At 66.8% G+C, this 20,940-nt stretch carries 14 protein-coding genes and 1 pseudogene; 6 read left to right on the plus strand and 9 right to left on the minus strand.

Annotated features, from left to right (window positions below; all coding sequences use genetic code 11):
- Positions 1-41: 41 nt before the first annotated feature.
- Positions 42-1,208, minus strand: coding sequence for a S8 family serine peptidase (locus tag ACIBQ1_RS34280; RefSeq protein ID WP_397283453.1), 1,167 nt, complete (start codon positions 1,206-1,208; stop codon positions 42-44).
- 209 nt (positions 1,209-1,417) lie between these two features.
- On the opposite strand from ACIBQ1_RS34280, the gene ACIBQ1_RS34285 reads away from it, so the two are divergent.
- On the plus strand, positions 1,418-1,855 hold the full coding sequence (locus ACIBQ1_RS34285) for a hypothetical protein (RefSeq protein WP_397283454.1): 438 nt from the start codon (positions 1,418-1,420) through the stop codon (positions 1,853-1,855).
- Positions 1,856-1,940: 85 nt separating this feature from the next.
- On the opposite strand, the gene ACIBQ1_RS34290 is transcribed toward ACIBQ1_RS34285, so the two are convergent.
- The 7 genes from ACIBQ1_RS34290 to ACIBQ1_RS34320 form a co-directional block, all read right to left on the minus strand.
- Entirely contained in the window at positions 1,941-2,507 is a 567-nt protein-coding gene (locus ACIBQ1_RS34290) for a hypothetical protein (RefSeq protein ID WP_397283455.1), read from the minus strand.
- Positions 2,504-2,977, minus strand: a complete 474-nt coding sequence (locus ACIBQ1_RS34295; protein WP_397283456.1) for a hypothetical protein — start codon at positions 2,975-2,977, stop codon at positions 2,504-2,506. The genes ACIBQ1_RS34290 and ACIBQ1_RS34295 overlap by 4 nt, the downstream gene beginning before the upstream one ends.
- Positions 2,962-13,140, minus strand: coding sequence for a hypothetical protein (locus tag ACIBQ1_RS34300; protein ID WP_397283457.1), 10,179 nt, complete (start codon positions 13,138-13,140; stop codon positions 2,962-2,964). Before ACIBQ1_RS34300 ends, ACIBQ1_RS34295 begins: the two co-directional genes overlap by 16 nt.
- Positions 13,137-13,481, minus strand: a complete 345-nt coding sequence (locus ACIBQ1_RS34305) for a hypothetical protein (RefSeq protein WP_397283458.1) — start codon at positions 13,479-13,481, stop codon at positions 13,137-13,139. The genes ACIBQ1_RS34300 and ACIBQ1_RS34305 overlap by 4 nt, the downstream gene beginning before the upstream one ends.
- On the minus strand, positions 13,478-13,882 hold the full coding sequence (locus tag ACIBQ1_RS34310) for a YbaB/EbfC family nucleoid-associated protein (RefSeq protein ID WP_397283459.1): 405 nt from the start codon (positions 13,880-13,882) through the stop codon (positions 13,478-13,480). Before ACIBQ1_RS34310 ends, ACIBQ1_RS34305 begins: the two co-directional genes overlap by 4 nt.
- Before the next feature lie 116 nt (positions 13,883-13,998).
- Positions 13,999-14,391 carry a hypothetical protein gene (locus ACIBQ1_RS34315; RefSeq protein WP_397283460.1) on the minus strand — a complete coding sequence of 131 codons (393 nt, stop codon included), beginning with the start codon at positions 14,389-14,391 and terminating at the stop codon, positions 13,999-14,001.
- Positions 14,388-15,239: an SseB family protein gene (locus ACIBQ1_RS34320; RefSeq protein ID WP_397283461.1), complete on the minus strand. Its 852-nt coding sequence runs from the start codon at positions 15,237-15,239 to the stop codon at positions 14,388-14,390. The genes ACIBQ1_RS34315 and ACIBQ1_RS34320 overlap by 4 nt, the downstream gene beginning before the upstream one ends.
- Before the next feature lie 106 nt (positions 15,240-15,345).
- Here ACIBQ1_RS34320 and ACIBQ1_RS34325 point away from each other — a divergent pair, with 106 nt between their 5' ends.
- The gene (locus tag ACIBQ1_RS34325; RefSeq protein WP_397283462.1) at positions 15,346-15,822 is read left to right on the plus strand and encodes a hypothetical protein; all 477 of its coding nucleotides are present in this window, start codon (positions 15,346-15,348) and stop codon (positions 15,820-15,822) included.
- A gap of 58 nt (positions 15,823-15,880) precedes the next feature.
- On the opposite strand, the gene ACIBQ1_RS34330 is transcribed toward ACIBQ1_RS34325, so the two are convergent.
- Positions 15,881-17,176, minus strand: a complete 1,296-nt coding sequence (locus ACIBQ1_RS34330; RefSeq protein ID WP_397283463.1) for a hypothetical protein — start codon at positions 17,174-17,176, stop codon at positions 15,881-15,883.
- Positions 17,177-17,773: 597 nt separating this feature from the next.
- Between ACIBQ1_RS34330 and ACIBQ1_RS34335 the strand changes: the two genes are divergently transcribed.
- From ACIBQ1_RS34335 to ACIBQ1_RS34350, 4 genes and pseudogenes are all read left to right on the plus strand, one after another.
- On the plus strand, positions 17,774-18,763 hold the full coding sequence (locus ACIBQ1_RS34335) for a helix-turn-helix domain-containing protein (protein ID WP_397283464.1): 990 nt from the start codon (positions 17,774-17,776) through the stop codon (positions 18,761-18,763).
- Positions 18,764-18,868: 105 nt separating this feature from the next.
- Positions 18,869-19,429, plus strand: coding sequence for a hypothetical protein (locus ACIBQ1_RS34340; RefSeq protein ID WP_397283465.1), 561 nt, complete (start codon positions 18,869-18,871; stop codon positions 19,427-19,429).
- A 257-nt stretch (positions 19,430-19,686) separates the two neighbouring features.
- Positions 19,687-19,983: a hypothetical protein gene (locus ACIBQ1_RS34345; RefSeq protein WP_397283466.1), complete on the plus strand. Its 297-nt coding sequence runs from the start codon at positions 19,687-19,689 to the stop codon at positions 19,981-19,983.
- 140 nt (positions 19,984-20,123) lie between these two features.
- Positions 20,124-20,567 (plus strand): annotated as a pseudogene (locus ACIBQ1_RS34350) (Clp protease N-terminal domain-containing protein); the annotation flags it as partial.
- Between the last annotated feature and the right edge of the window lie 373 nt (positions 20,568-20,940).

The following is a 20,940-nucleotide window of genomic DNA, read 5'->3' on the forward strand; positions in this document are numbered from 1 at the left end:
GAACGGAGTGCTGAGCCATCGCAGGAGTGGAGCTGACGAAGCTAGGCCGGAGGGTCGACCCGCCAGCCTCGGCTTCTGCCGAGCGGCAGCAGCAGTCCAAGCGCTCCGATCATGGTCGCCAGGATCAGCGCTCCTGCGAAAACCGCCAGGGAGAGGTTTCTGGTCAGGACATCCTTCGGCGGTACTTTGGCGATCGCGTCCGCCGAGATCGGTGCCGGCGGAGGAGCGGCCACCACAGGCCGACCCGTAGGCTCGAAAGGCAGTACGGCACTGACCGCCAGGACCGGGTTGACCATGCCCGCCCCTGTGCCTTCGCCTACGGAGCCATCGGCCGTGGCGATGATACGCCGCCGCACCTGCTCCTGGTCAAGATGCGGGAATCTGGCGCGCACCAGTGCGGCGGTCCCGGACACGTAGGCGGCGCCGAAGCTGGACCCCTCAAGGTCCAGCTTGTAGGCGCCGCGCGGCCAGGGGGCGGTGATGTCGACGCCCGGCCCAAGGACGCCGACAGGTGTCGCCGTGCTGGAGGAGTCCGCTCGGAGTCCGTCAGGAGTGGCCGAGCCAACGGCCAGGACTCCCTCATATGAGCCCGGATATGCAGGCACATCCTTGTTCTTGTCCGTGATGTTGCCCGCGGCGGCGACGATCACAGCATCGTTGGCCAGGGCGTTCTGCACGGCCGCTTTGAGCGTGGGATTGTCGGCCGCCTTGATCGAGATGTTGATGACATCGGCTTTCAGCTGCACCGCCTTGTCGATGGCCGTGGCCAGGTTGGCGACCTGACCCTCGGACTGGTTGCTCTGCTTGAGCTCGATGACGGTCGCCTGCGGCGCCACACCATGGAAGGCGACGCCCGGATAGACACGGCCGGCGATAATCCCAGTGACAGCGGTGCCATGACCGACGCAGTCGGTGTAACCGGTGCCGGTGATGTCGATGAAGTTCGAGAATCCGCGCAGTTGCGGGTGCTTGGTGTCGAGGCCGCTGTCAATAATGGCGACCCGCACGCCGACACCGGTGCTCAGCCGCCATGCGGTTCTGATGTCTAGCCTTCTTTGGGCCCAGGGCTCGTCTGCGGGCAACTTCACCACGCCCACTTCGGGATCGCATTCCTCCATCACCGACATGGCGGCCGCTGGGTCGGCGCCCCCTGGAACGGCAACGAGACCGAGAACCAGCGCAGTCGCGAGAAGCGCTCGATCGATCATGGCGGAGCACCCTATCTCGTCCGGAAGGATCGAAAACGAGATCCTTCACCCGCCTGGCTCTTCGACATCATGGCCTCACCGCGGCCAAGACCGTTTCGACCCAGGGATGATCTGCGCTCATTGCCCAGATATCCTGCGCTCTCCGCTAAGGACACCGAAGATCGGGTCTTGGAAGATTGCCTCGACCGAGTCGACCCGATCGAGGGCAGATGCGTGTACGTGAGAACGGCGAGGCCAAGATGCGCGCGTTTCTCGTCGTCCTGCTCGTCTTGCTGATGGCGGCGTGTGGCGTGCTCGTCGTCCTGCTCGTGCTGGTCATGGCCGGACACAGCGGCGGGGCGCGTGCGGCGGTGAGCCATTCCGCTTCCGTGGAAGCGGCCACGGGCACCCAGTCGGCAACGTTCGTGCGCGTCTGGTTTCACCCGCTGACGACGGTCGAGGCTCGCAGCATCGGGCCGACGACTCCAGACCCCGACGGCGCCGCCGCCTGCCTGATGGCATGGGAGCGATACTCCTCGGGGAAGACGTGGAAGGTGCCCGTCCTGCCGGCGGCGGCCTCGCCGGGCAGAAGCCCGCCCGTGCTCGCTGTCAGGAGAACCCTGAGGGGGAATGCGGAAACAGGGCTGGCGGTTGAGAGGCCGTCTTGAGCCGGATCCCGGAGCGCCGTTCGCCGGCACGGCGGGGCGATCAGTGGACTTCAACCACTTTGACGTGCATCGTGCTCTTGGTGTCTTAGCCGGCAGAAGACCGGCGTAGCTCACGCAGGGTCTGCTCGGCGACGGCCTGGTCCACTGCCGGGCACCGGAAGCCCTGCGCGGCAATGTGCGCGCAGAGCTCGTCGTCCGGACGGATGCCGTGCTCTTCGAGGTAGTAGGTGACGGTGTCCGTCCACACCCAGGTGCCGTCGGTCCGGAAGGTGAGCGGCACCACCGCGCCCCGCGCCGGGTCGAGCCGGTCGAGGTCCAGGCTCATGGTCGAGAGGATGGCCGCGCCGGCCTTCAGATAGCCGGTCAAACGCGGATCTTGCACCCGTGGATGGCCGGGCAAGAAGTACGGCACACCGTCCCTGACACCATCGAACACCCTGGCCACCGAGATCTCAGGAACGATCTCCACGTAGCCGTTGCTCCACCCGCGCAACCCCTCGAAGGCTTCGGTGGAGGTCCAGTCCCGGGAGGCGGCCATCGTCTCGATCATGGCCTGAATGTCGGCCGAACTGTACTCAAGCCGGTCCCCGTCCCGCTTCAGCGTTCCGATGACCACGTCCGAGCTGACCTCCACCACCTTGAGCGTGCTCATGCGGCCCTCACTTGGACGATGCCTGCCCGGCCGAGAGTCGACAGCAGCGAGGACTCGTCGGTCGGATCGATCCAGATGATGTCGCCGGTCGGTCTCGGCCGCGGGCAGTGGGTGGTGACGAGCACAAGAGGCACGGCCCCGCTCCAGTGCTCAACCGAAGGCGGCTGCGCGCGGTCGGCCAGTATCACCTCACGCTCAGCAGCGGTGCATCCGCCGAACGGTCCTTCGGCGGCCAGCATCGCTTGGAGCCGCGCCGCGGCGGCGCGCGCGAAGGCTTCCCTGTCTTCCAAGGTGCCCGAATAATGGGGAATAAGTTCGGCGATCAACTCCGCAGGCTCGTCACCGTAAATCCGCCACCAGCCATCGACGACCTCGTAGATGTACGGGGAGCCGTCGGCCTTCACCGGTTGTGGTGGCGGAGCCGCGGCAGCGGAGGTGTTCCTGATGCGTACGCTCATCTCGGTGCCCATCGTCCGTCTTCCGAGGCCGCCTGCCACTGGGTGATCGCGAACAGGGCGGTCAGTTGTTCCTTGTCGGCCTGGCGGGTGAACAGGGTGTTCACCATGTCGATGAAGGAGGCCGCGTCCTGATGCGGGCTCCAATCGTATTCAAGGTGGAGGCCAAGCTGATCGCGTGGAGGCAGGTACTCCCCGCCATGGAGAGCGTAGTTCACCATGGCCACGGCGAGTTTGACCCGTGCCTGGATGATCGAGGGATCCAGGTGCCCGTCGTTGTGGCGGAACTCGACGTGGTCGTTGTCCGTGCCGACGACGGTGGACAGGTTGAGCGCGGCGGGACGGCTGTTGGCGGAGCGCAGCGCCGCCGTGGAGGTCTCGGCGGTGCTGGTGAACTCGTTGGGCTGGCACGCGTGGTAAGGCCGGTGCATCCCGTAAGGTTCCCTGGGATCCTGTCCCAGCCGGAACAGTACGTCCTCGTAGCCGTAGTAGAGCGTCAGCAGCCGATGCAGCGCGTTCACGTCGGTGCCGAGGCGGGGAGCGCCGACATGGATGTGCCCGCCGGCGTCCGGGGTGATCTCGCCGCCATGTGATCGGATGATCTCGGTGACCAGGGGCAGCTCCGCCCACGTCTGCCCGGTGTCTCGCAGGATGCCGGTGATGAACTCACCGCCGAGACGATCGCCGATGCTCTCCCACTCCATGTGTGAGCGGCCACTCATCGAGGCGGGAGCGCGGTGGTGCGGGAACACCTTCGGACTCGCGGCCAGCCCTGCCCGGTGCAGCTCACGAGCCATCAGAGCGATGTCCTCGTGCCAGGCCCGCATGTCCCCGCCCACGCGGGTGAACTCCAGCTCCAGCCCGAACGCCAGGTCCAGGTTGATCGCGTCGCGGGTCATGTACGGCACGATGGACGCGACGTCCTCACCGTCGGCCAGTCGCCGGGCGGCGTCCTGGACGACCGCGTTGTGATCGTCGAAGTCCCAGCCGAAGTGATGCTGGACCCGGGTGGGCGCGGGCGCCGCGGGAGCGATCAGCGAGGTCTCTCCCTTGGCGTGCATTCCGATGTGGTACAGCCGGTCCAGCGCTACGTCGTAGGCGGCATGGAAGCCGTGATGTTGATAGTGCGGAAGCAGCGACATCATGACATCGGTGAGGAACTCGACATCCTGCCGGCTCAGCGGGTTGTCGACCCACACGGCACGGCCGTCGGCGTCTTCCGCGACGAAATTGCCTCGGAGAGATTTGCCCAGCAGCGAGGGCCTGGAATCGTCGACTTGGAAAGCACGTCCATGGTCAAGGCCCGTGAGGCCGTCCTCCGTGATCTTGAGATTGCCCCGGTGCCGGTCATTGTTGACGATCAGAACGTCGAGCAGTTCGATCAGTATCGCGCCACGCACAGAATTCGTCCTGACGTTGTCAGCAGGGTGCCGGCCGTGGACGTACTCCATGAAGACCACCGTCGGGTCTGTCGGGTGCTCGACGACGGCGGGCACGTTGGCCCCGATGAGCTGTCCTATTATCGCGGCGAGTACCTCGGCCCTGACCTGGGCGATTCGTGTCTTCTTCCGTACGACCTTGGTGCCTTCCACGTCGAGATGCGCCACTCTGCCGTCCTTGCCCTGCTCCGGGAACAACTGCCAGTCGCCCAGGTCGGCGGCCAGCGCGGCTTCGCCGAGATGGTGAGGCAGGCCCCGCCGGGGAGCGGGTGGTGGTGACGTGACAGGGACCGCGCTGTGGGGAGCCGCCACCGGTGCGCTTGGATGGGCGTCGAGCCAGTGGCCGTCGTCGTCGCGCGGGAAGATCGGTCGTCCGGTCGAGTCGTATTCCTGAACGGCCGCGGTGTGCGGGTGTCTGTCGGCGCCGATGTAGACGACCTCGTTGGCGCCGAGGATCGAGCGGCCCGTGAGGTCGGCCAGTTCCTGAAGCACCGCCTGGTTGCGCGCCATCTCGCAGCCCAGGATGCGCAGCCACGCGTTGGGCTGGGCGAGCACGCGCGGGTCATGGGCGAGCATGGTGGCCAGGTCAGCGGTGCTGATTCGGTCCGAGCCGATGAGGAAGCTGGTGCCATCGCCGGCGATCGCGACTTCGATGATGCCAGTGGAGCGTCGCAGCAGGCGTGGATCGGCGGTGGGCATGACCGCGGAGTCCTCGTCGCGGTACCAGATGCCCGCGGTGACCTCGTGGCGATACCGGGAGATCAGCTCGTGGTGCCGGTCCATCAGCGGTGGCGGGGCGAGCAGACCGGCCGCTTCGCCGGATCTGTCGCCACGCATGGAGTCCGGGAGCGAGGGGGGTTGAACCTGCCGTGGGGGACGTGGACGCCTTCCACGAGTGGTCCGCGGCTCACCCGTCGCCGATGCCGGCTCAGGACCGAGCCAGCTCAGGAGTTGCTCCGCGACCATGACCGATGTGTCAGCGGGCAGGAAGATCTTGAACTGGCCCGATGTCCGGCCGGTGTTCCCAATGCGCAGATTACCCTGCGGCGTGGTCTCCACCGGGCCGTCCGCGGCCAGCACGACTCGGCCGGTGAACCAGGCGAGGCTCTGCGCGAAGGTCGTCGTTCCGTCGTGGGGACCGGCGAGCAGGATGGCGGCGCCGGGAGGCAGGTCCGGGGAGCGCAGCAGCATCGCCGCGGCCACCTCGGCCGGCAGACGCCGGCCGCCGATCATCATGCCCTGCTCCGAGTAACGGCATTCCACCACGAAGGCGCCGTCGACCGGGCGGATCGTGGGACGCCTGCCGTCCCCAGAGAGCCCGCTTTGGACAAGTATTCCCGCTTGTGTCCTGCTGACGGCGTTGGTGAGGTGATGCGTAAGATCGTGTGCCAAGTCACGAGTGAGGCCGATCGTCGGCGTGATCACTGGCCTCGCCACAGGCGAGGCGGGCTGCTGGGTGAGGAAGTAATGAACCTCGCCGTCGTCGGAGACCAGCGTCGCAGTCACGGCGAAACGATCGCCGGCTCTGAACAGAGCGTGATGCGGCTTGCCCGACAGGTCCCCGACCGGTACATAGTCAGTCGCCAGGATGGTCACCCGTACGCCGTGGGGACTCTCGGGCAGCACGTCGGCGTTGTCGACGCCGTCGAGAAGGGTGTCCACGGCGAACTCTTCGCCAGGCCGGATATCAGGGGGGATCAAGCCCTCGGGCAGGCGGGCGAACACGTGCCCTTCCGCGCTCGGCCGCTCCGCCAGCTCGGCATCGGCCCGGGAGATGACGTCGGCCTGGTTCCGCGCGTTCACCTGAGACAGGTGATCATTCTGTAGCAGGTCGCTCAGGATGGGCCCCGATCCCGGTGGCGGCCGCCACGCGGGCACACGATATTCGGCAGTGGTCAGTTCCTCGGAGACCGCCAGCGGGATCAGCCTGGCGTCGTCCGAGCCGGCGAACCGGCTCAGCGTCTCGAGCAGCCGCTCGTACCGGGCGGCGAGGCCGATCCTGCGGAAGGTGTCACGCAGCGCCTCGAACCGGGCGGTGAGCGAGGCGACATCATGGGCGCTCAGAACGGGGGCACCCGCCCGGAAATCCCAGTCGGTGGCCTCGCCGAACTGGACGAGGAGTGAATTGGCGTCGAGCAGCCGTCGCAGGGTCGTGTGGTCGATCGGCCGGCCGTGACTCAGGAGCGTGTACAGCGCCCTGGTGGCCAGGCGAGCTCGCGTCTCGGCGCTGAGTTCCAGGGGGTGGGTGAGCTCTTCGTAGATGATGAAGGGAGTGGCCCGATGGGAGCCGGGCAGGCCGTCACTGACTTCATGCGCCTCCTCCAGCCTGGCTTCGTACTCGTCCGCTGCCGCGCGGGTCGGGAACTCGTGTCGCAGGGCACGCCGGCCGTCACCGAACACCACCTCGGTCGTGCGGCCGTGTGGCCCGGGCACCTCGGTCACGCGGGAGATGCCTGTGGCGACGCTCGCCCGTAATTCATTGTTGCCGAACGTCACCCACACATACCCGTCGGCGTCGAGGTCGACGGCCGGACCGGCGAGACCGAGGGCCCGCCTGGCCAGGGCGCGTACGAGGACCTCCCTGGCGTCGACAAAGGGGATCCGGAGAGCCTGCGACCCGTCGGCGAAGGTGACCACGTGGCCCAGCGCTGACTCCCTCTCGGACACGATTCCCTGGCGGATGTTGAGGTGGAGGCGGCGAGCCGGGTTGATGGCCCGGTCTTCGGAGGCCGGATTCGTGCCTGCTCGCGGAGAGTGCGAGCCCTCGTCCAAAGCCTTCAGCCGCTCGAGGTCGTACAGGGGAAGGCGGTGCCCCGGCGAGGCGGCCACCACGCTTTCCAGGCCAACGGCATTCACCGCGAGCGGGCCACCGGCAAGAGACCAGTGCCTCTTCATGATCTCGTCGAATTGGTGCTGCAGGCCCATGCTGACGAAGTCGGCGCGCGCGTCCTCCAGCATGGTTGCGAGCACCTGCACGTCCTCCCAGGACAGCGGGTTGCTTCCCCAGCCGCGCTCGCCGGACGAGTCCTCACGCAGGAACAGCTGAAGGAGCGGAGTGCCGCTCGCGGGCACGTGGAGAGCGGGCCTGGTGACGAGTGGCGTCATGTCTGCCAGGGCGATGAGGTATCCAGCCAGCACCGCTTCGCGTGTGCCGAGGAAGCCGGAAGAAGCGTCGCGGGGCGGCCAATCGATCAAGATGTGCCGATCACCGGCAGCCCGCGGGAGACCAGCCAGCCCCAGTCGGTTGGCGAACTGGGTTACCAGCAGTTGCAGATCTCTCTCCATGCTGGTCGAGAGTTCAAGGAGCAGCGCGGCGGAGCCGTCGCTCAGCGTTACCTTGAAGACGTTCGCATTGACGGGTTCCGGTCCGCCCTCTATCCCCATCGTCACGAACTCGCCGGGCTGCCCGAAATTGATCATGTTGTCGATCGATGGTGATGGGCGGGTGCGTTTGTCGAGGTCGATTTGGACTGCGGCGATGTCTTGGGCGAGTAGCTCTGCGAGTTCGGTGTTGCCTGCCGCTTGGGCGGCTTGGTGTTTGCGTTGCAGGTAGCGGAGTTCGTTGCGGCGGGCGGTGACGCATTCGTCGCGGGTGGCTTGTCCTGGTGTGTGCGTGTGCGCTTGTTCGAGCTGGTGTTGGATGACGTCGCTGATCTCGTGGAGGACGAGTCGTGCGACTTGGTCTTCGTGGACGCGGGGGGCGAGGGTCATCGTGTAGGTACGGGGGCCGTTGCCGGGGTTGTCTTCGGCGGCGCTGGTCTGGCCGAGGTAGCCGCCTTCGACCGGGCCGACTTCGACGGTGAAGTGGAGTTCGCCCAGGGTGGTGTGCTGGACGATGAGTTCGGTGTTCGACAGCCAGGTGATGGCGGTGACGGCGTCGCCGAAGTCTTCCGGGATCAGGTCCGGTTCGCTGAGTTCTCTGACTTCGGCCTCGGTGAGGTCTTTACCGCTGGTACGGCCGTCCGGAATGAAACGGGAAGCCCGGTCGGGCGAGCCGTGGGTGACCTCGCCGTGACCCGGGCCATCGGTACCTTCCGTCTCCGTGGGCTGTCGGCCGGGCTGCCAGCTTGCCGGATCGGTGCTCTCACGCCTCGCCATCTCGCGTTCCAGTTGCTTCGCGATGGCGAGGCGGTGCGCGAGCTTCTCCGCTCGGCCGCGGTTCAGCAGGGCCGTACCGCTCAGGTCGGATTCCCATCGGTTGATCTCGTCGATGACGGCCCGGTGTATCGCCGCGGGACCCGTCTCGCCGGGCAGGGGAGTCACGGTGGCGACGCCGACGAGGTACTGAACCAGCCGGCTCTCGACAGGCGCGGAGGTGTCGCGCGTCAGCATTCTGTTGATCTCTGCGTACAGCGGCCGCGGCCGCGGGGGCATCTGACCGAGCAGGAGCCTGGCCAGGGGTGCGAGCGAATCGAGGAGGCGGATGTCGACGATGTGCCCGGGCGTCACCTCGTAGATTTCGCGCGCCGTTTCGATGAGCGCTTCGGCGTACTCCAGATGTCGCCGAGTCAGCCGTGGCTCGTGGCGGAACAGTTGCTCCATGGATTCCAGGAGGCCGAGATGTTCCCGCAGCGAGCGGGCTTCCCTGGGAAATGCCGCGAGCAAGCCGGGCATGTCGACGGGCTGACGTCCGCCGGGGACCCTCGCGGGACGGACCCAGTCCGCGGCGGGGTGCGCGTCGACGGGCGGTGACGCACTCGCAGTGATTTCGCGTTCCAGACCCTCCGCCATGGCGATCACCTGTGTCAGCTCCGCCACCTGGGCGGGGTGGAGCCGCGGGGCCTGACGCAGTGCCAGCATCAGGCGGTAGACGTCGTTGGCGACGGCCCTGTGTACCGTCGCGGGACCCGTCTCGCCGGTCAGGGGAGACACAGCGGTCGTGGTCTTGACGAGATATCGGATCAGGCGGTTCTCGACGGGCGCTGAGAGGTCGCGCCCCAGAAGCCTGTTGATCTCCTGGCGCAGCACTTCATAGTGCGGCATCCTGTTCGGCGCCAGGAGACCGGACAGGTAGTTCAGCCAGCCGAGTTCGGGGAAGACGAAGGAGTGCTCGGGCCCTGTCTCGAAGATCTCCTGCGCCGCCTTGATGAGGGTTTCCGTGTACTCCAGGTGCTGCCGGTTCAGCGCCGACCGCGGCAGGTGATGGAACAGTCCCGCCATGCGGTCGAGAAGCATGAGGTGGTCCAGCAGCGGCCGGTCTTCTGCGGGAAAGGCATCGAGGAGGCTTCTGATGTCACGCGGAAGATGTGCGCTGGGAACGTATGCGGAACGCGTCCACTCCTCGGCGTCCGACGGGGTGAGCGGGCGGTGGAGGGGCACGTTCGCCCGCGCGTCGCTTTCAGGGATGAGCGCGTAGAAGTGCTCCAGATAACGATCACGCAGGCCGGTGATCTCAGGAACCAAGTGGCCGTCTCGGTCGAGGACCCCCATCTGCCTCGTCCAGCGGAGAAAGGCATCTCCCGCCAGGTTGGCGTCCGCGCGGACGCCTGGGGCGCCGAGCCAGCTCCTGTCATAAACGGACCCCCTGACGTATTCGTCCGTCAGGTCGAGCAAGTGCAGCACCTCGTGCGCGAACACGACAGGCTCCTGCCGTGCATGCCAGTTCATGTAGTGAATGGGCTCGCGGCGGCGAAAAGCGTGCAGCTGCTCCAGCGGCGTGCGGATCGGCTCGCCGTCGCCGTACCAGCTCTTCCTGTCGGCGAACTCGGCGGCAATGTGGCCGGCTCCCGCCCGAAGCTTGATGACTCCTTCGGCCGGACTGGAGTCCGGGGCATGGATCAACTCCATCCGGATGTGCAACTGTGATCCGTCGGGCAGCTGGTGTTGATAGTTGTAGTAGAGGTCGATGCCGTTGAGCAGGTTGGCGTGGGCGATGGCGAGATCGTCCGGGCCCACGTCGGGATCCGCACGGTAGAGCACCCGGAGCGTGAACTCCGTGACCGGACGCGTCGAACCCCTCCACGGCACCAGCAACCTGCGTACTTCGACGGAAACCGCCCCTGACGTGGGCAGCCTGGTGATCTTCACCGGGATGGGAGTGGCCGATGCGCGCAGGTCCTCCCACTGGTGTGCCCATGGCACCTCGCGCGGATCGTAGACGTTCGCGTACTGTTCTCCTGGCCATGTGGCCGGGTTCATGTTGAGCTGGGGCGTGCGCGTGGCATGGTCGAGCGCTGATAGGTGCGCCGGGCCGTCACCTTCGGTTCCCGTTGTCTCGGCCTCGCCGGGCTGCCCGAAGTTGATCACGTTGTCGATCGATGGCGACGGGCGCGTACGTTTTTCGAGGTCGAGTTCGACTGCGGCGATCTCCCGGGCGAGCCTTTCTGCGATGTCGGCGTCGCCTGCTGCTCGGGCGGCTCGGAGTTTGCGTTGCAGGAAGCGGAGCTCGTTGCGGCGGGCGGTGACGCATTCGTCGCGGGTGGCTTGTCCTGGTGTGTGCGTATGCGCCTTTTCGAGCCGGTGCTGGATGACGTCGCTGATCTCGTGGAGGACGAGTCGTGCGACTTGGTCTTCGTGGACCCGGGGGGCGAGGGTCATCGTGTAGGAGGGGCGGCCGTTGCGGGTGCTCTGGTCGGCTTCGGTCTGTCCGAGATAGCCGCCTTTGACGGGGCCGACCTGGACGGTGAAGTGGAGTTCACCGAGGGTCTGATGCTGGACGATCAGTTGGGTGTCCGACAGCCAGGTGATGGCGGTGACGGCGTCGCCGAAGTCTTCCGGGATCAGTTCCGCTCGGCTGCGTCTTCTGGCTTCGGCCTCGGTGAGGTCGTTGGGACTGGTGCGGCCGTCCGGGATGAAATGGGAAGCCGGGTCGGGCGCGGCATGGGTGACTGCACCGTGACCGGGACCATCGGGTGTGGTGCCGATCGGCCGGTCGTGCTGTTCGGCCGTAACGCCGTCGAGGGCGTTCGCGATTTCGGACGCGGTGCTGGTGTCGGGTGCGCCGGCGTCTCTCGAACCGCTGATGGGTTCGAGGGCATCGGCGGCGGTGGGTTCGCCGGTGTGCTCCGGGGTGCCGGCCTGCGGAGTGTTGGCCTGGTCGGAGGCGCTGGTCGGCTGGGAGGAACTGGCCGATGGTGGCGTAGTCGCGGATGCACTCGCGGCTTCAGCAGGAACGTGCTCCGTCGTGGCTGTGGATTGCTGGTGGGCGGGCGGGGCGTTCTGCGCATCGGGCTGGGGCGCGGACCCCTGGTCCCGCCTCTGGTCCTGGTCGTCGTGCCGGGCCTGGTGCTGAGTGTCGGGTTCCGCCTGATTCCGTGGTGCGGGGAGGTCTGGCTGTGGTTTGGCATTGTTGTTCTGTACGGGCTTGGACTGGCCGGCGTCCGGCGTGATGATGTCGGGCGCTGGTGCGGCGGACACCCTTATCGAGGTGGTTTGCGGGACCGTGGGCTCAGTGGTCGTGGCGGCCCGGTCACGTCTGGCCGGGCCGGCGATATCGACGCTCTGCTGCTGCAGTGGTGCCGGGAACGTGGCGTTACCATCGGCCGGCAGGGGGGCGCCGCCGATGGCGGGGCCTGTTGCGGTACCTCCTGCGGTGCCGGGGCCACCGTGGTGCGCTGCCACCCCTGCCATGGCCTCGTTGAGCAGATTGCTCAGGAAGGCCATCGGCTTGGCGCCTGCGCGCACGACGCTCCAGCTGAAGGGGCTGATGGTGTTGGTACGACCGGCGCCGCCCAGGAAACCGCCGTACATGCCCTCGGCGCCCGGTAGTGAGAACTGGTCGTAAACGAAGTAGTTGGCGGCGACGCTGCCGGCGGGTGAGGCGGCCATGTTGTTCAGACCGGTGTTCAGGGCACGTCCAGGGAAGCGCAGAAAGGCGTTGCCGACGCCGCGGTTGTCGCCTGCGATCCTGTTCAGCCGGGAGATGCCGGGCAGATCGTTGGTGAAGCGTGATACCGGTCCGCCGAGTCTGGTGCCGATGACCGCGCCTGCGCCGGCGCCGATCGCCGCGGCTTGGATCTTCTTCCAGTCCCAGGCGTCTCGGGTGCCCATCTTGATCTGCTGGTATTGGGCGTAGACGTCGATGAAGACCTCTTCGGTGATCTCCTCGAACAGTTCGTAGATCAGTGCCTTGTTGAGGAACTTGCTGCCGGTGCCGGCTGCGGCGAGTCGGGTGATCTGGCCGCTTTTGGCGACGGGGCCGACTTTGGAGGCCGCGAGGACCAGGCGTTGCATGATCAGGGCGATCCTGCTCGCGCCCGCCGTGCCGACGCTGCGGAGCAGCAGGCTCGCGAGCGGGACGAAGCCCGCGGCGATCAGGGCGATGAACGCGGCGATCACCGCGACCCAGAACGCGACGTTGACCGACAGCTTGGAGTACTGCGTTTCCCGGGCGAAGTTGTCGACCATCTTGGCGTAGGAGAAGGCTTCCTGAGCCTTGGCGACCACGCCGGCTTTGTCGTCGGACAGTGTGGCGAGCCGTTTGAAGATGGCCGGTTTGGCCGGGGACTGGAGGCTGCCGTTGAGGGTCTGCACCGTGGCGGCGGTGGGGTCGAGGGTGCCGATGAGCAGGTTCATCAGCCTGACGTATTCGACGCGTAGCTCCCACAGCTTGCTCTCGCTGCCTTTGGGCCAGCTCTGGCCGGCGGTGAGGAGCGGGATCAGGTGGTGGACCACCCAGCCGGGCAGTGCCTCCGTCTGCCAGACCGGTTCGACGTCTTTGGTGGCGATGCCGCCGTCGAAGACGTGGGCGCTTGCCGCGGGTTTGCGTGCGTCGTTGACATTGGATCTGCCCGCCATCATGTCCGGCGGTGAGTGTTGGTGAGGCCGAGCTCGATCGCTTGCTCGGTGGTGAGCGTGTTGGACACGGTCGCACGCAGCAGCGGACCGGAGCCGGAGATCTCCTTGACCAGCTCGTCGGTCTCACGCAGGAACTTCTCTGGGCCGCCACCGGCCAGGTAGTTCACGTCGAAGGACATGCCGTCGGTTCCGTCGCCCTGAGGATGGGCGGCGTTCAGCGCGCGGATGCGTGCGGCGATGCCGGGCCAGGCAGCGCTCAGGTCGGTCGCCATCGCGTCCCATTGGTTCAGGCCGGAGGTGATCGGTTCGCTGATGCGCAGTTCCGCGGGGTCGCCGGTGGTCATCGACGGCGTCCTTCTCCTGACATGCCGCTGGAGAGCTGATCGAGAACGGTCTCCAGATCGCCGTTCAGATGGGCGCGTAACTGCTCGGGAGGCACCACGGGTTCGAAGAGTTCGACCAGCTCCTCGATGGCCTTGGCCGCGGCGCGCCGCACCGTGTCGGTGATCATGTCCGCCAGGCCTCTGGCATCGGGACGGCGGAACACGCGAGGGTCGAGATCCAGCCTGATCAGCTCGCCGCGGACGCTCACGGTGGCCGAGACCAGGCCGTCGGCGGACTTCTCGGTTATCCGGATCGTCTGGGCCCGTGCGCTGAGGTCGCTCGCCTCGCGCTGCATGCGCATGAAAGTGTCGCGCAGCTCGTCGGCATACGCCTGTAGTCCTGCCACGTCACGGTCTTCCACAAGGCACACCCCCCTCGCTGGGGGGTGAACATAGTCGCGGCAGCGCACGATGAGAAAGAGCTATGAACACCTTCTGCGTCACATGCCAACAATCGCCGCACTCTTCGCGCTGTGTGCTACATCCGCCTGATCGACACGGCCTTCTCGCTCATCGCCGTCACCTCGTCGCGCCGTACCCAGAGGCGGTACACGCCGCGTTCGACCCGTTCCACACCCAGTGACATGGCCTGGAGCACGTCGCCGCCGGTGTACTCGATGAGCAATTGCGTTTCGCGCGTTGTGTGCACCAGAAAGGGTGCTCCCTGCCACTCGCAGACGACTGTCACATGCCAGATCGCGGAGCAGTCCGCCGCCGGCACTGTGCGCACGAATCGGCCGGGCGCTATCCTCTCGAAGCCCTCAGCAGGTGCCGCGCCGTACAGGCGCATCCAGAGCCGGCCATCGACGAGGTCCGGCGCCGCCTCATAGTCCGTTCCGGCCCAGCGGGCGCGATACGTCGTCTGCGTCACTCACTCTCCACCAGGAGCCAGCGGCCATGGTCGGCGTCGTACCTCGCGCGCGTACGCTCCTGCCCGTCGGCCGCCAGCTCCACGATCTCGGAGCCATGGGGCAGCGCGATGCCGTCGACCTTGTACTCCCTGATGGTCTGACCTGGGTTCGGTACCAGGCCCATCCCGACGAACGGCGGTTCCTCGATCACCCAGCCCGCCACCGCCGCGCGGCCCGCTTCGTCGGTACCGCCGTACGGGGTGCGATAGAGCTCCAGCCCGATCGCCGGCCAGCGCAACAGATTGACCGCCCCCTCAGCGGTGAGCGTGTCCTCCTGCAGCAGCGCGTCGGCGAGGACGGAGGGCGTCGCGATGTGCGCGACGTCGAGCGCGTGATGGCAGTAGCCGGACACCGACGGGCGCTCGCTGTCCAGCAGTTCGTGGATCTGCGAGACCTGAAGCAGTTTCTGAACGATCGGGATGCCGCTGTCCGGCTCGGCCGCCAGATCCTGCTCCAGGGTGGGCACCGCCAGCCGCGCGAGTGTGCCAGGCTCAAGCAGAAACGACGGTTCGAGCCCGGGGTTGACCGCCAGCCCCCAGCGCGGATCGGGCCAGCCCGCCGCGAGCTCGACCAGCGAGAGAACCCGGAAGTGCCTGATGACATTGCCGGTGGTCTCACGCATCGCCTCCACCGAGGTGTACACCGCTACCCAGACCCGACCCGCGCCTGTCACCGTCGGCCATGCCAGCTGCTCCTCACCTCTGGCGGCGGCGTCACTGACCGGGCACGCGAACTCGGCGAACCGTAACAGTGTGAGGCAGGCGGTGAGGTCTCCCCGTTCGTACGCCTCCTGGAGCCGCTCCTCCATCGGTGTGGGCGCCCGCATGGCGCCACAGTAGTGCGTTCACACCGGCTCCCTGTAGGTTGCGCGTGTGACGCAATGGCCGGTTGCCCGCACCCGCGATGAGGCTCTCGTGTATCTCGACCTCCATCCGTGCGCGTGCGGCTCAGCGGAGACCCAGTGGGACAGCGGTGTCGTGAGCATCGAAGGATCGCTGGTCAAGTGCTACTCGGGAGTCTGCGGAAGCTGCGAGATCGAGCGAAGAGTCTACTTCTCGCTGCCCCGGCGAGAGATGATGCCGAGCGGCTGGCCGACCTTCGGCGGTTCTGAGCCCTCTCAACTGCTCGACGCGGGAGAGTGGATGTGGCTTGCCGACTTCACCGCCGGCAGGGTTCCCGAAGACCCGGTGAACGCTCGCCGTACGCTCTCCATGGCACGCGCGGCGGTGGAAGAAGTGCTGAAGTTCATACCCGAGGGTCAGGACGACGTCCCCGCTGACGCCTTCTGGTCTGCGCGCGGGCAGGAGGTGCGCGATGCGGAGCCGCCCCGATTTCGCCGCGACCGCCTCCTGGTCGTCCGAGACACCTACCGTGACCTCGCTGACCGTTGATCTCCTGTTCCCCACGCGTGAGGACAGCGCATCCGATCGAGATGCCGAAGACGGCGGCTCAACCTCCGGGGCGCACGGCTACCGTCACCGATCGGGCTGGACCGCCGATGCGGCGCCACGTGGCCGTGTCACGGGACCACTGGACGATCTCTGACCGGTCGGCGGCCAGGACGTACACCCCCCGCGGACCGACTCCGACTTCCGCACCCGCCGCGCCGATGTCCCGCCAGCCCTGGCCGGCGCCTGGGCGCCCGGGCTCGGGTGACAGGACGCGTAGCCTCTTACCCGACGGATCGGTGGAGTAGAGTCCCGATGCCCCTCCGAACAGGGTCCCGGCCGGGCCCGCCGCGTGGACCCAGGGGGGCAGCACGGGGGCCGGCTGTTGCTCAGGCACCCAGCGATTGACGGCTGTGCGCTCCGGATTGAGCCCGTACAGGTCGCTGGTCGTAAGCGCGAATGAGGCTCCGGCGGTGCCGACGAATTCCCAATGGCCGGGCTGCCCCAGATAGCGGAAGATCCGGCCGTCGTTCGGGTCGGTCGCGAACAGGCCGGGCTCGCCGCCGAACAAGCGTGCGGCGGGGCCGCCTATCCGCGTCCATGACGTGCCGTGCCCGTCCCACACGCTTACGCCTTTGCGGTCCGCATCGAGGCGGTAGACACCGGAGCCGCTGACCGCGACGTCGTGGCCCGCATCGCCGATGGACGACCAGAGGCCGGGGCGTCCTTCGTACCTGTGGAGCCGGTTGTCGGCGTCGGCGGCGAACAGACCCGCGGGCCCGGACCAGAGATGTGTGGCGCTTTCGCCGACCTTGGTCCACCCGGTCGTGTCCGTACCGTCCCAGCGGAAGACGCCCTGGCCGCTCGGCCCGATGGCGAACACGCCGGCGTCCGCGAATGGCGCACCGGCGCCAGGTCCGCGCGGCGCACTCGCCGGCCCCGGCCACGCCAGCGGAACGAGCAGCGCGAAAGCGACGAGTACAACTCCACCGCCGGCGAACATCAGCAGGCGGCTGCGCCGGCGTCCTTTCACGAGTGCTTCGCCCGCTTGCGCGTCCGCCGCCGAGGGGACATCGCCGGGCGGTTCGAAGGCCATCGCCTTTTCCGGTGCCGGCGCGGCCGCGGCTGTGGGGGGCATCGTGGGAACGGGTGCCTCCAGCGCCGCGGCATGCAGTCGTACGGCGGTCTCCAGCCGTTGCCTGCGTGAGCGCTCATCCGATGTGCGGTGCTCCACCAACTGGGTGAGTAGATCGAGAGGGATGATCTTCTCGCCGGACCGGTACTGACCCCATAGCGTCTTGCCCACGGGGTAGCGCGTGGCGAGCTCACGGACGGTTATCCCGTCGGTCAGTGTCAACAAGAACTCCGCCAGCGCATTCGCCTGCTCGGTGCCGCCTCTCGCCCGACCCTGAGGTCTACCCACTCTGCCGGTCACCGCAGTAGCCTCTCTCCGCGCGCCTGAAACCGTTGATCAGTGCAGCACAAACGGTTGTCCGCGGACAACGCATTGTCCGGACTTCACCAGCTATTTCATGCCGAACTGTTACGGACAATCGTCGAACCTGCCAGCCTCAGAACCGGCAGCGGCCCCTTGAAACCGCCACGCCCAGAGCGGACGACGTTGATCAATCCCGTCACTGCACGTCCGTCTGTGCGTGGCGCGTACGGCCGAGAGGTCCGCATCGCCACCATCAAGCCGAGCTTCGCCGGAATGCCGCTCCGGCACGATTCGGTGCTTCAGATCGCTAAGCCGTAGGGACGAAAGGTTCATATCGTGTCAAAGCTCTCTCCAAGGGATGTGAGGGGCGTACGGCCGGACCAGTGGCCGGGACGGGGGAGTGGCGCTGTTGCCGTCGGCCCTGCGGCCGAGCTGGAGGGTGCGGAGACGGAGTGCGCCCACTCGTACGACACCTCGTGGATTCATCGCGCGGCTGGACGCGGTTCTGTGGCTTCCGTGTCGACCGACCTGGTGCCGAGGCAGGACCGCCTCGCATGGTGGGCGCACATGTCCGCGCACGAGATCGCGCCGATAGCACTGTCCAGTGAACACGCCGACGACTTCCGCGGCCGGGCGTACTCGGTTGACCTGACGGCCGCACGGGTGGCCGAGTACGCGACGTCACCGCTCAAAGGTCGTCGCACACCAGCTCACATCCGGCGCCACGACCCCGACGGCTACTGGCTCTTCCTGGTCCACAACAGTGCCGTACGGCTGGAGCAAGGGCACAACGACTCCGTGCTGGAGCCTGGCGAAATCTCATTGTTCGACACCTCCCACCCTTTCGCCACCGAGTTCGTCGACGCCGGCGAGCTGACCCGGCTGACTCTGATGTTCATGCCGAAGCAGGCGCTGCCGCTGCCCCACGGCAAGGTGGATCAGTTGCTGGCACGCAAACTGCCTGCCAGGACCGGCACGGGAGCGATTCTGACCCGCTATCTCACCGGGCTACGCGAACAGGCCGCCGACTGCGATCCAGCAGAACTACCCCGCCTGGGCACCATCGGCATAGATCTGGCCGCCGCATTCCTCGCCGGCCACCTCGACACGGACCGCCATCTCCCGGGCGAGAGCCATCACCGCGTGCTCGCCGCACGCATCGACGCCTTTATCGACCACCACCTCGGCGACCCCAGTCTGGGGCCGACCGTCATCGCCACGCACCACCACATCTCCGTACGCACGCTGCATGTACTCTTCCAGAAGCGGCGGGAGACGGTCAGCGCCACCATCCGGCGACGCCGACTCGAACGCTGCCGTGCCGACCTCGCCGACTCGCGCCTGAGGGACCGGCCGATCGGCGAGATCGCGCTTCGCTGGGGCTTCAAGACCACCGCCGAATTCAGCCGCGCATTCCGTGCCGCTTACGATATGAGCCCGCGTGAACACCGGCAGCAAGCGCTTGTCACGGAAGAGCCGACCGCCGCCGTCCTTCGCCTTCACTGAGCTGCTCCACCACGACTGCGGGCACCCCTGCCAGGCCGAGTTCGTAAAGCTCGGCGTGCCCCGTTCCGCAACGTTACTGGCACGACCCGGCCATCGGCCGGCAGCATGCCTGATCACTACAGGACTGCGCTCGCCGCCAAGACATCTGCGCTCTGCGCTAACGACACGCGAAGTGCGGTGCCGCAAGATGACAAGCGCATCATGTCAAGGACAAAAAAGCTGTCACGTAAGGCATCGCATATGGGAACGAAGTCTGTGAAGCTGGCGATCGGCGCGATCACCACGGCGGTGCTCGGCACCGCAGCGATCTTCACCGCCACCACCGCTTCGGCCACCCGGGAGACGGCCGAAACGCCCGCCACGGTCTGTGGCCCGGGATACCGAGTCGAGCGCCAGGCCTCGTTCACCGGTGGCGTCGCCTACCTGCTGTACAACGCCGGCAAGCAGAACGCATGCGCGGTGACGTTCAAAACCAAGGACGTGGGCACGCGCAGCCTGGTCTGGTCCGCGGTGGACGTCAAGGGGGCCGGCGTGGTGAAGAACGAGGAGATCACGCCTTTGCACACCGTGCCCGTCTACCACGCTGCCCCGACCGGCTCCTGGGTGAAGTTCTCCGGCGGCACCAAGACCGCTGACTCGGGCGGTAGGTACGAGCAGATCAAGTAGCGGCTGCATGTTCGCGCTGAGCTGCTGAGTCTCTGATCGTCCGGCATCAGACCGGCGCCACGCCTCGCCTCGTCCCCGAACGGGGCGCCGAATTGATCGGTTTCCCGCATGCGCAGGTCAGGGGGTGAAGCGCCGTGAGCGATGCCGTTGTGGTGGGCTCGAAGCGCGGCACGGCCGACGGCAGCGCCGGCCGCAGCCGTGGCCCGGTCAGCGCGACTGGGCTGGAAGGCTGGCGGCCAAGGAGCGCACGAAGCACTGTGGCGATCGCCACCGTTGTTGCCATGGTTGTCGCCGGCTGCGGCATCACCATGGATGAACGCCTGAGCTATCTGCGTACGGCCGGCCGCCGTGGCGCCGATGCTCACGAGCAGCTTCGTGTCCGTGACGTGCGCATCGACGTCGCGCGCTGCGAGCAGGTTTATGACAGCAGCGGAGCCGGCGACGACATACCCGCCGACAGCCCGGATGGCAGTAGTTCCGACATATGGAGGGAACACGTGAAGGGCAACTTCGTGAAAGCTTGCGTCAGCGGTGTTTTCCCACCCGACCGATGAAGTACGGCGCGTTTCGCATCTTCAAATGCTTCAACTGCGATCAACCGCGAACGTTGATCATGTGTCAGACAGTCCTTCGCATACGGAAGGATGGCACCACGTTCACCGGCCTGACCAACTGCTTCGCGAGGAGTGGCAGCATGTTTCAGAAGTTGACCGATCGGGCGCGGCGTGTCGTCGTCCTGTCTCAGGACGAGGCCAGAATGCTCAACCACGACTACATCGGTACCGAGCATCTTCTCCTCGGATTGATCCGCGAAGGTGAGGGTGTGGGCGCCACGGTCCTCAAGAACATGGGTCTGAGCCTTGAAGACGTGCGCCGGCAGGTTGAGGAGAGCCAGGGCCGAGGCCAATCCGCTGTGTCGGGACACCTTCCGTTCACCCCGTCGGCCGGCGAAGCCCTCCAGTCGTCGAACCAGGAGTCCTCGCAGCGTGGCCTCGACTACATCGGCACCGAGCACCTCCTGCTCGGGCTCATCCGGGATGGTGCGAGTGCGGCGGCCCAGGTGCTGGTCAAGCTCGGGGTCGACCTTGAACATGTCGGGCGCGCCGCAGACGAACTCGTCCAGCAGCACGTGGCCAAATAGACGCTCGGAAGCGATCAGAGGCTCGCAGGTGTGAGGCGGTTGCCGTCACGTTGGTTGACGACACCCTGGGTTGAGGGACCGATGGCGTTTGGCGGTCAGGGACTTCGGTCGTGTGTGGACTTTCCCAAGGTCATAGCAGGGAGCGCGCTGCCGGTTGCGTGAGCCAAGCGGCCGCCCGGGGCCGGGTTTGCTGGGTTTGGGTGCACGGGCCGGGCATGGCGGAGGCTGTCGCAGAGTTGTCGATCTTCACTTGTCAAGGGCGGACGTTTGGGTGTGGTGGCGGAGGAGCTTGTTGAGGTTGTGAACGGTTCCCAAGAGTTTGATCTCGGTGTCCACGCTGTGGGTTCCTCGGTAGTTGAGGCGGCGCCCA

Origin of the sequence: Nonomuraea sp. NPDC050153, assembly GCF_044460125.1 — a bacterium.
Classification (GTDB): Bacteria; Actinomycetota; Actinomycetes; order Streptosporangiales; family Streptosporangiaceae; genus Nonomuraea.

Bases quoted from the DNA above. Each gene is read 5' to 3' on its own strand.
- ACIBQ1_RS34320 (WP_397283461.1), bottom strand. From the start codon at position 15,239: ATGGAGGAGCGGCTCCAGGAGGCGTACGAACGGGGAGACCTCACCGCC.
- ACIBQ1_RS34295 (WP_397283456.1), bottom strand. From the start codon at position 2,977: ATGGGCACCGAGATGAGCGTACGCATCAGGAACACCTCCGCTGCCGCG.
- ACIBQ1_RS34280 (WP_397283453.1), bottom strand. From the start codon at position 1,208: ATGATCGATCGAGCGCTTCTCGCGACTGCGCTGGTTCTCGGTCTCGTT.
- ACIBQ1_RS34300 (WP_397283457.1), bottom strand. From the start codon at position 13,140: ATGATGGCGGGCAGATCCAATGTCAACGACGCACGCAAACCCGCGGCA.
- ACIBQ1_RS34290 (WP_397283455.1), bottom strand. From the start codon at position 2,507: ATGAGCACGCTCAAGGTGGTGGAGGTCAGCTCGGACGTGGTCATCGGA.
- ACIBQ1_RS34285 (WP_397283454.1), top strand. From the start codon at position 1,418: ATGCGTGTACGTGAGAACGGCGAGGCCAAGATGCGCGCGTTTCTCGTC.
- ACIBQ1_RS34305 (WP_397283458.1), bottom strand. From the start codon at position 13,481: ATGACCACCGGCGACCCCGCGGAACTGCGCATCAGCGAACCGATCACC.
- ACIBQ1_RS34340 (WP_397283465.1), top strand. From the start codon at position 18,869: ATGCCTGATCACTACAGGACTGCGCTCGCCGCCAAGACATCTGCGCTC.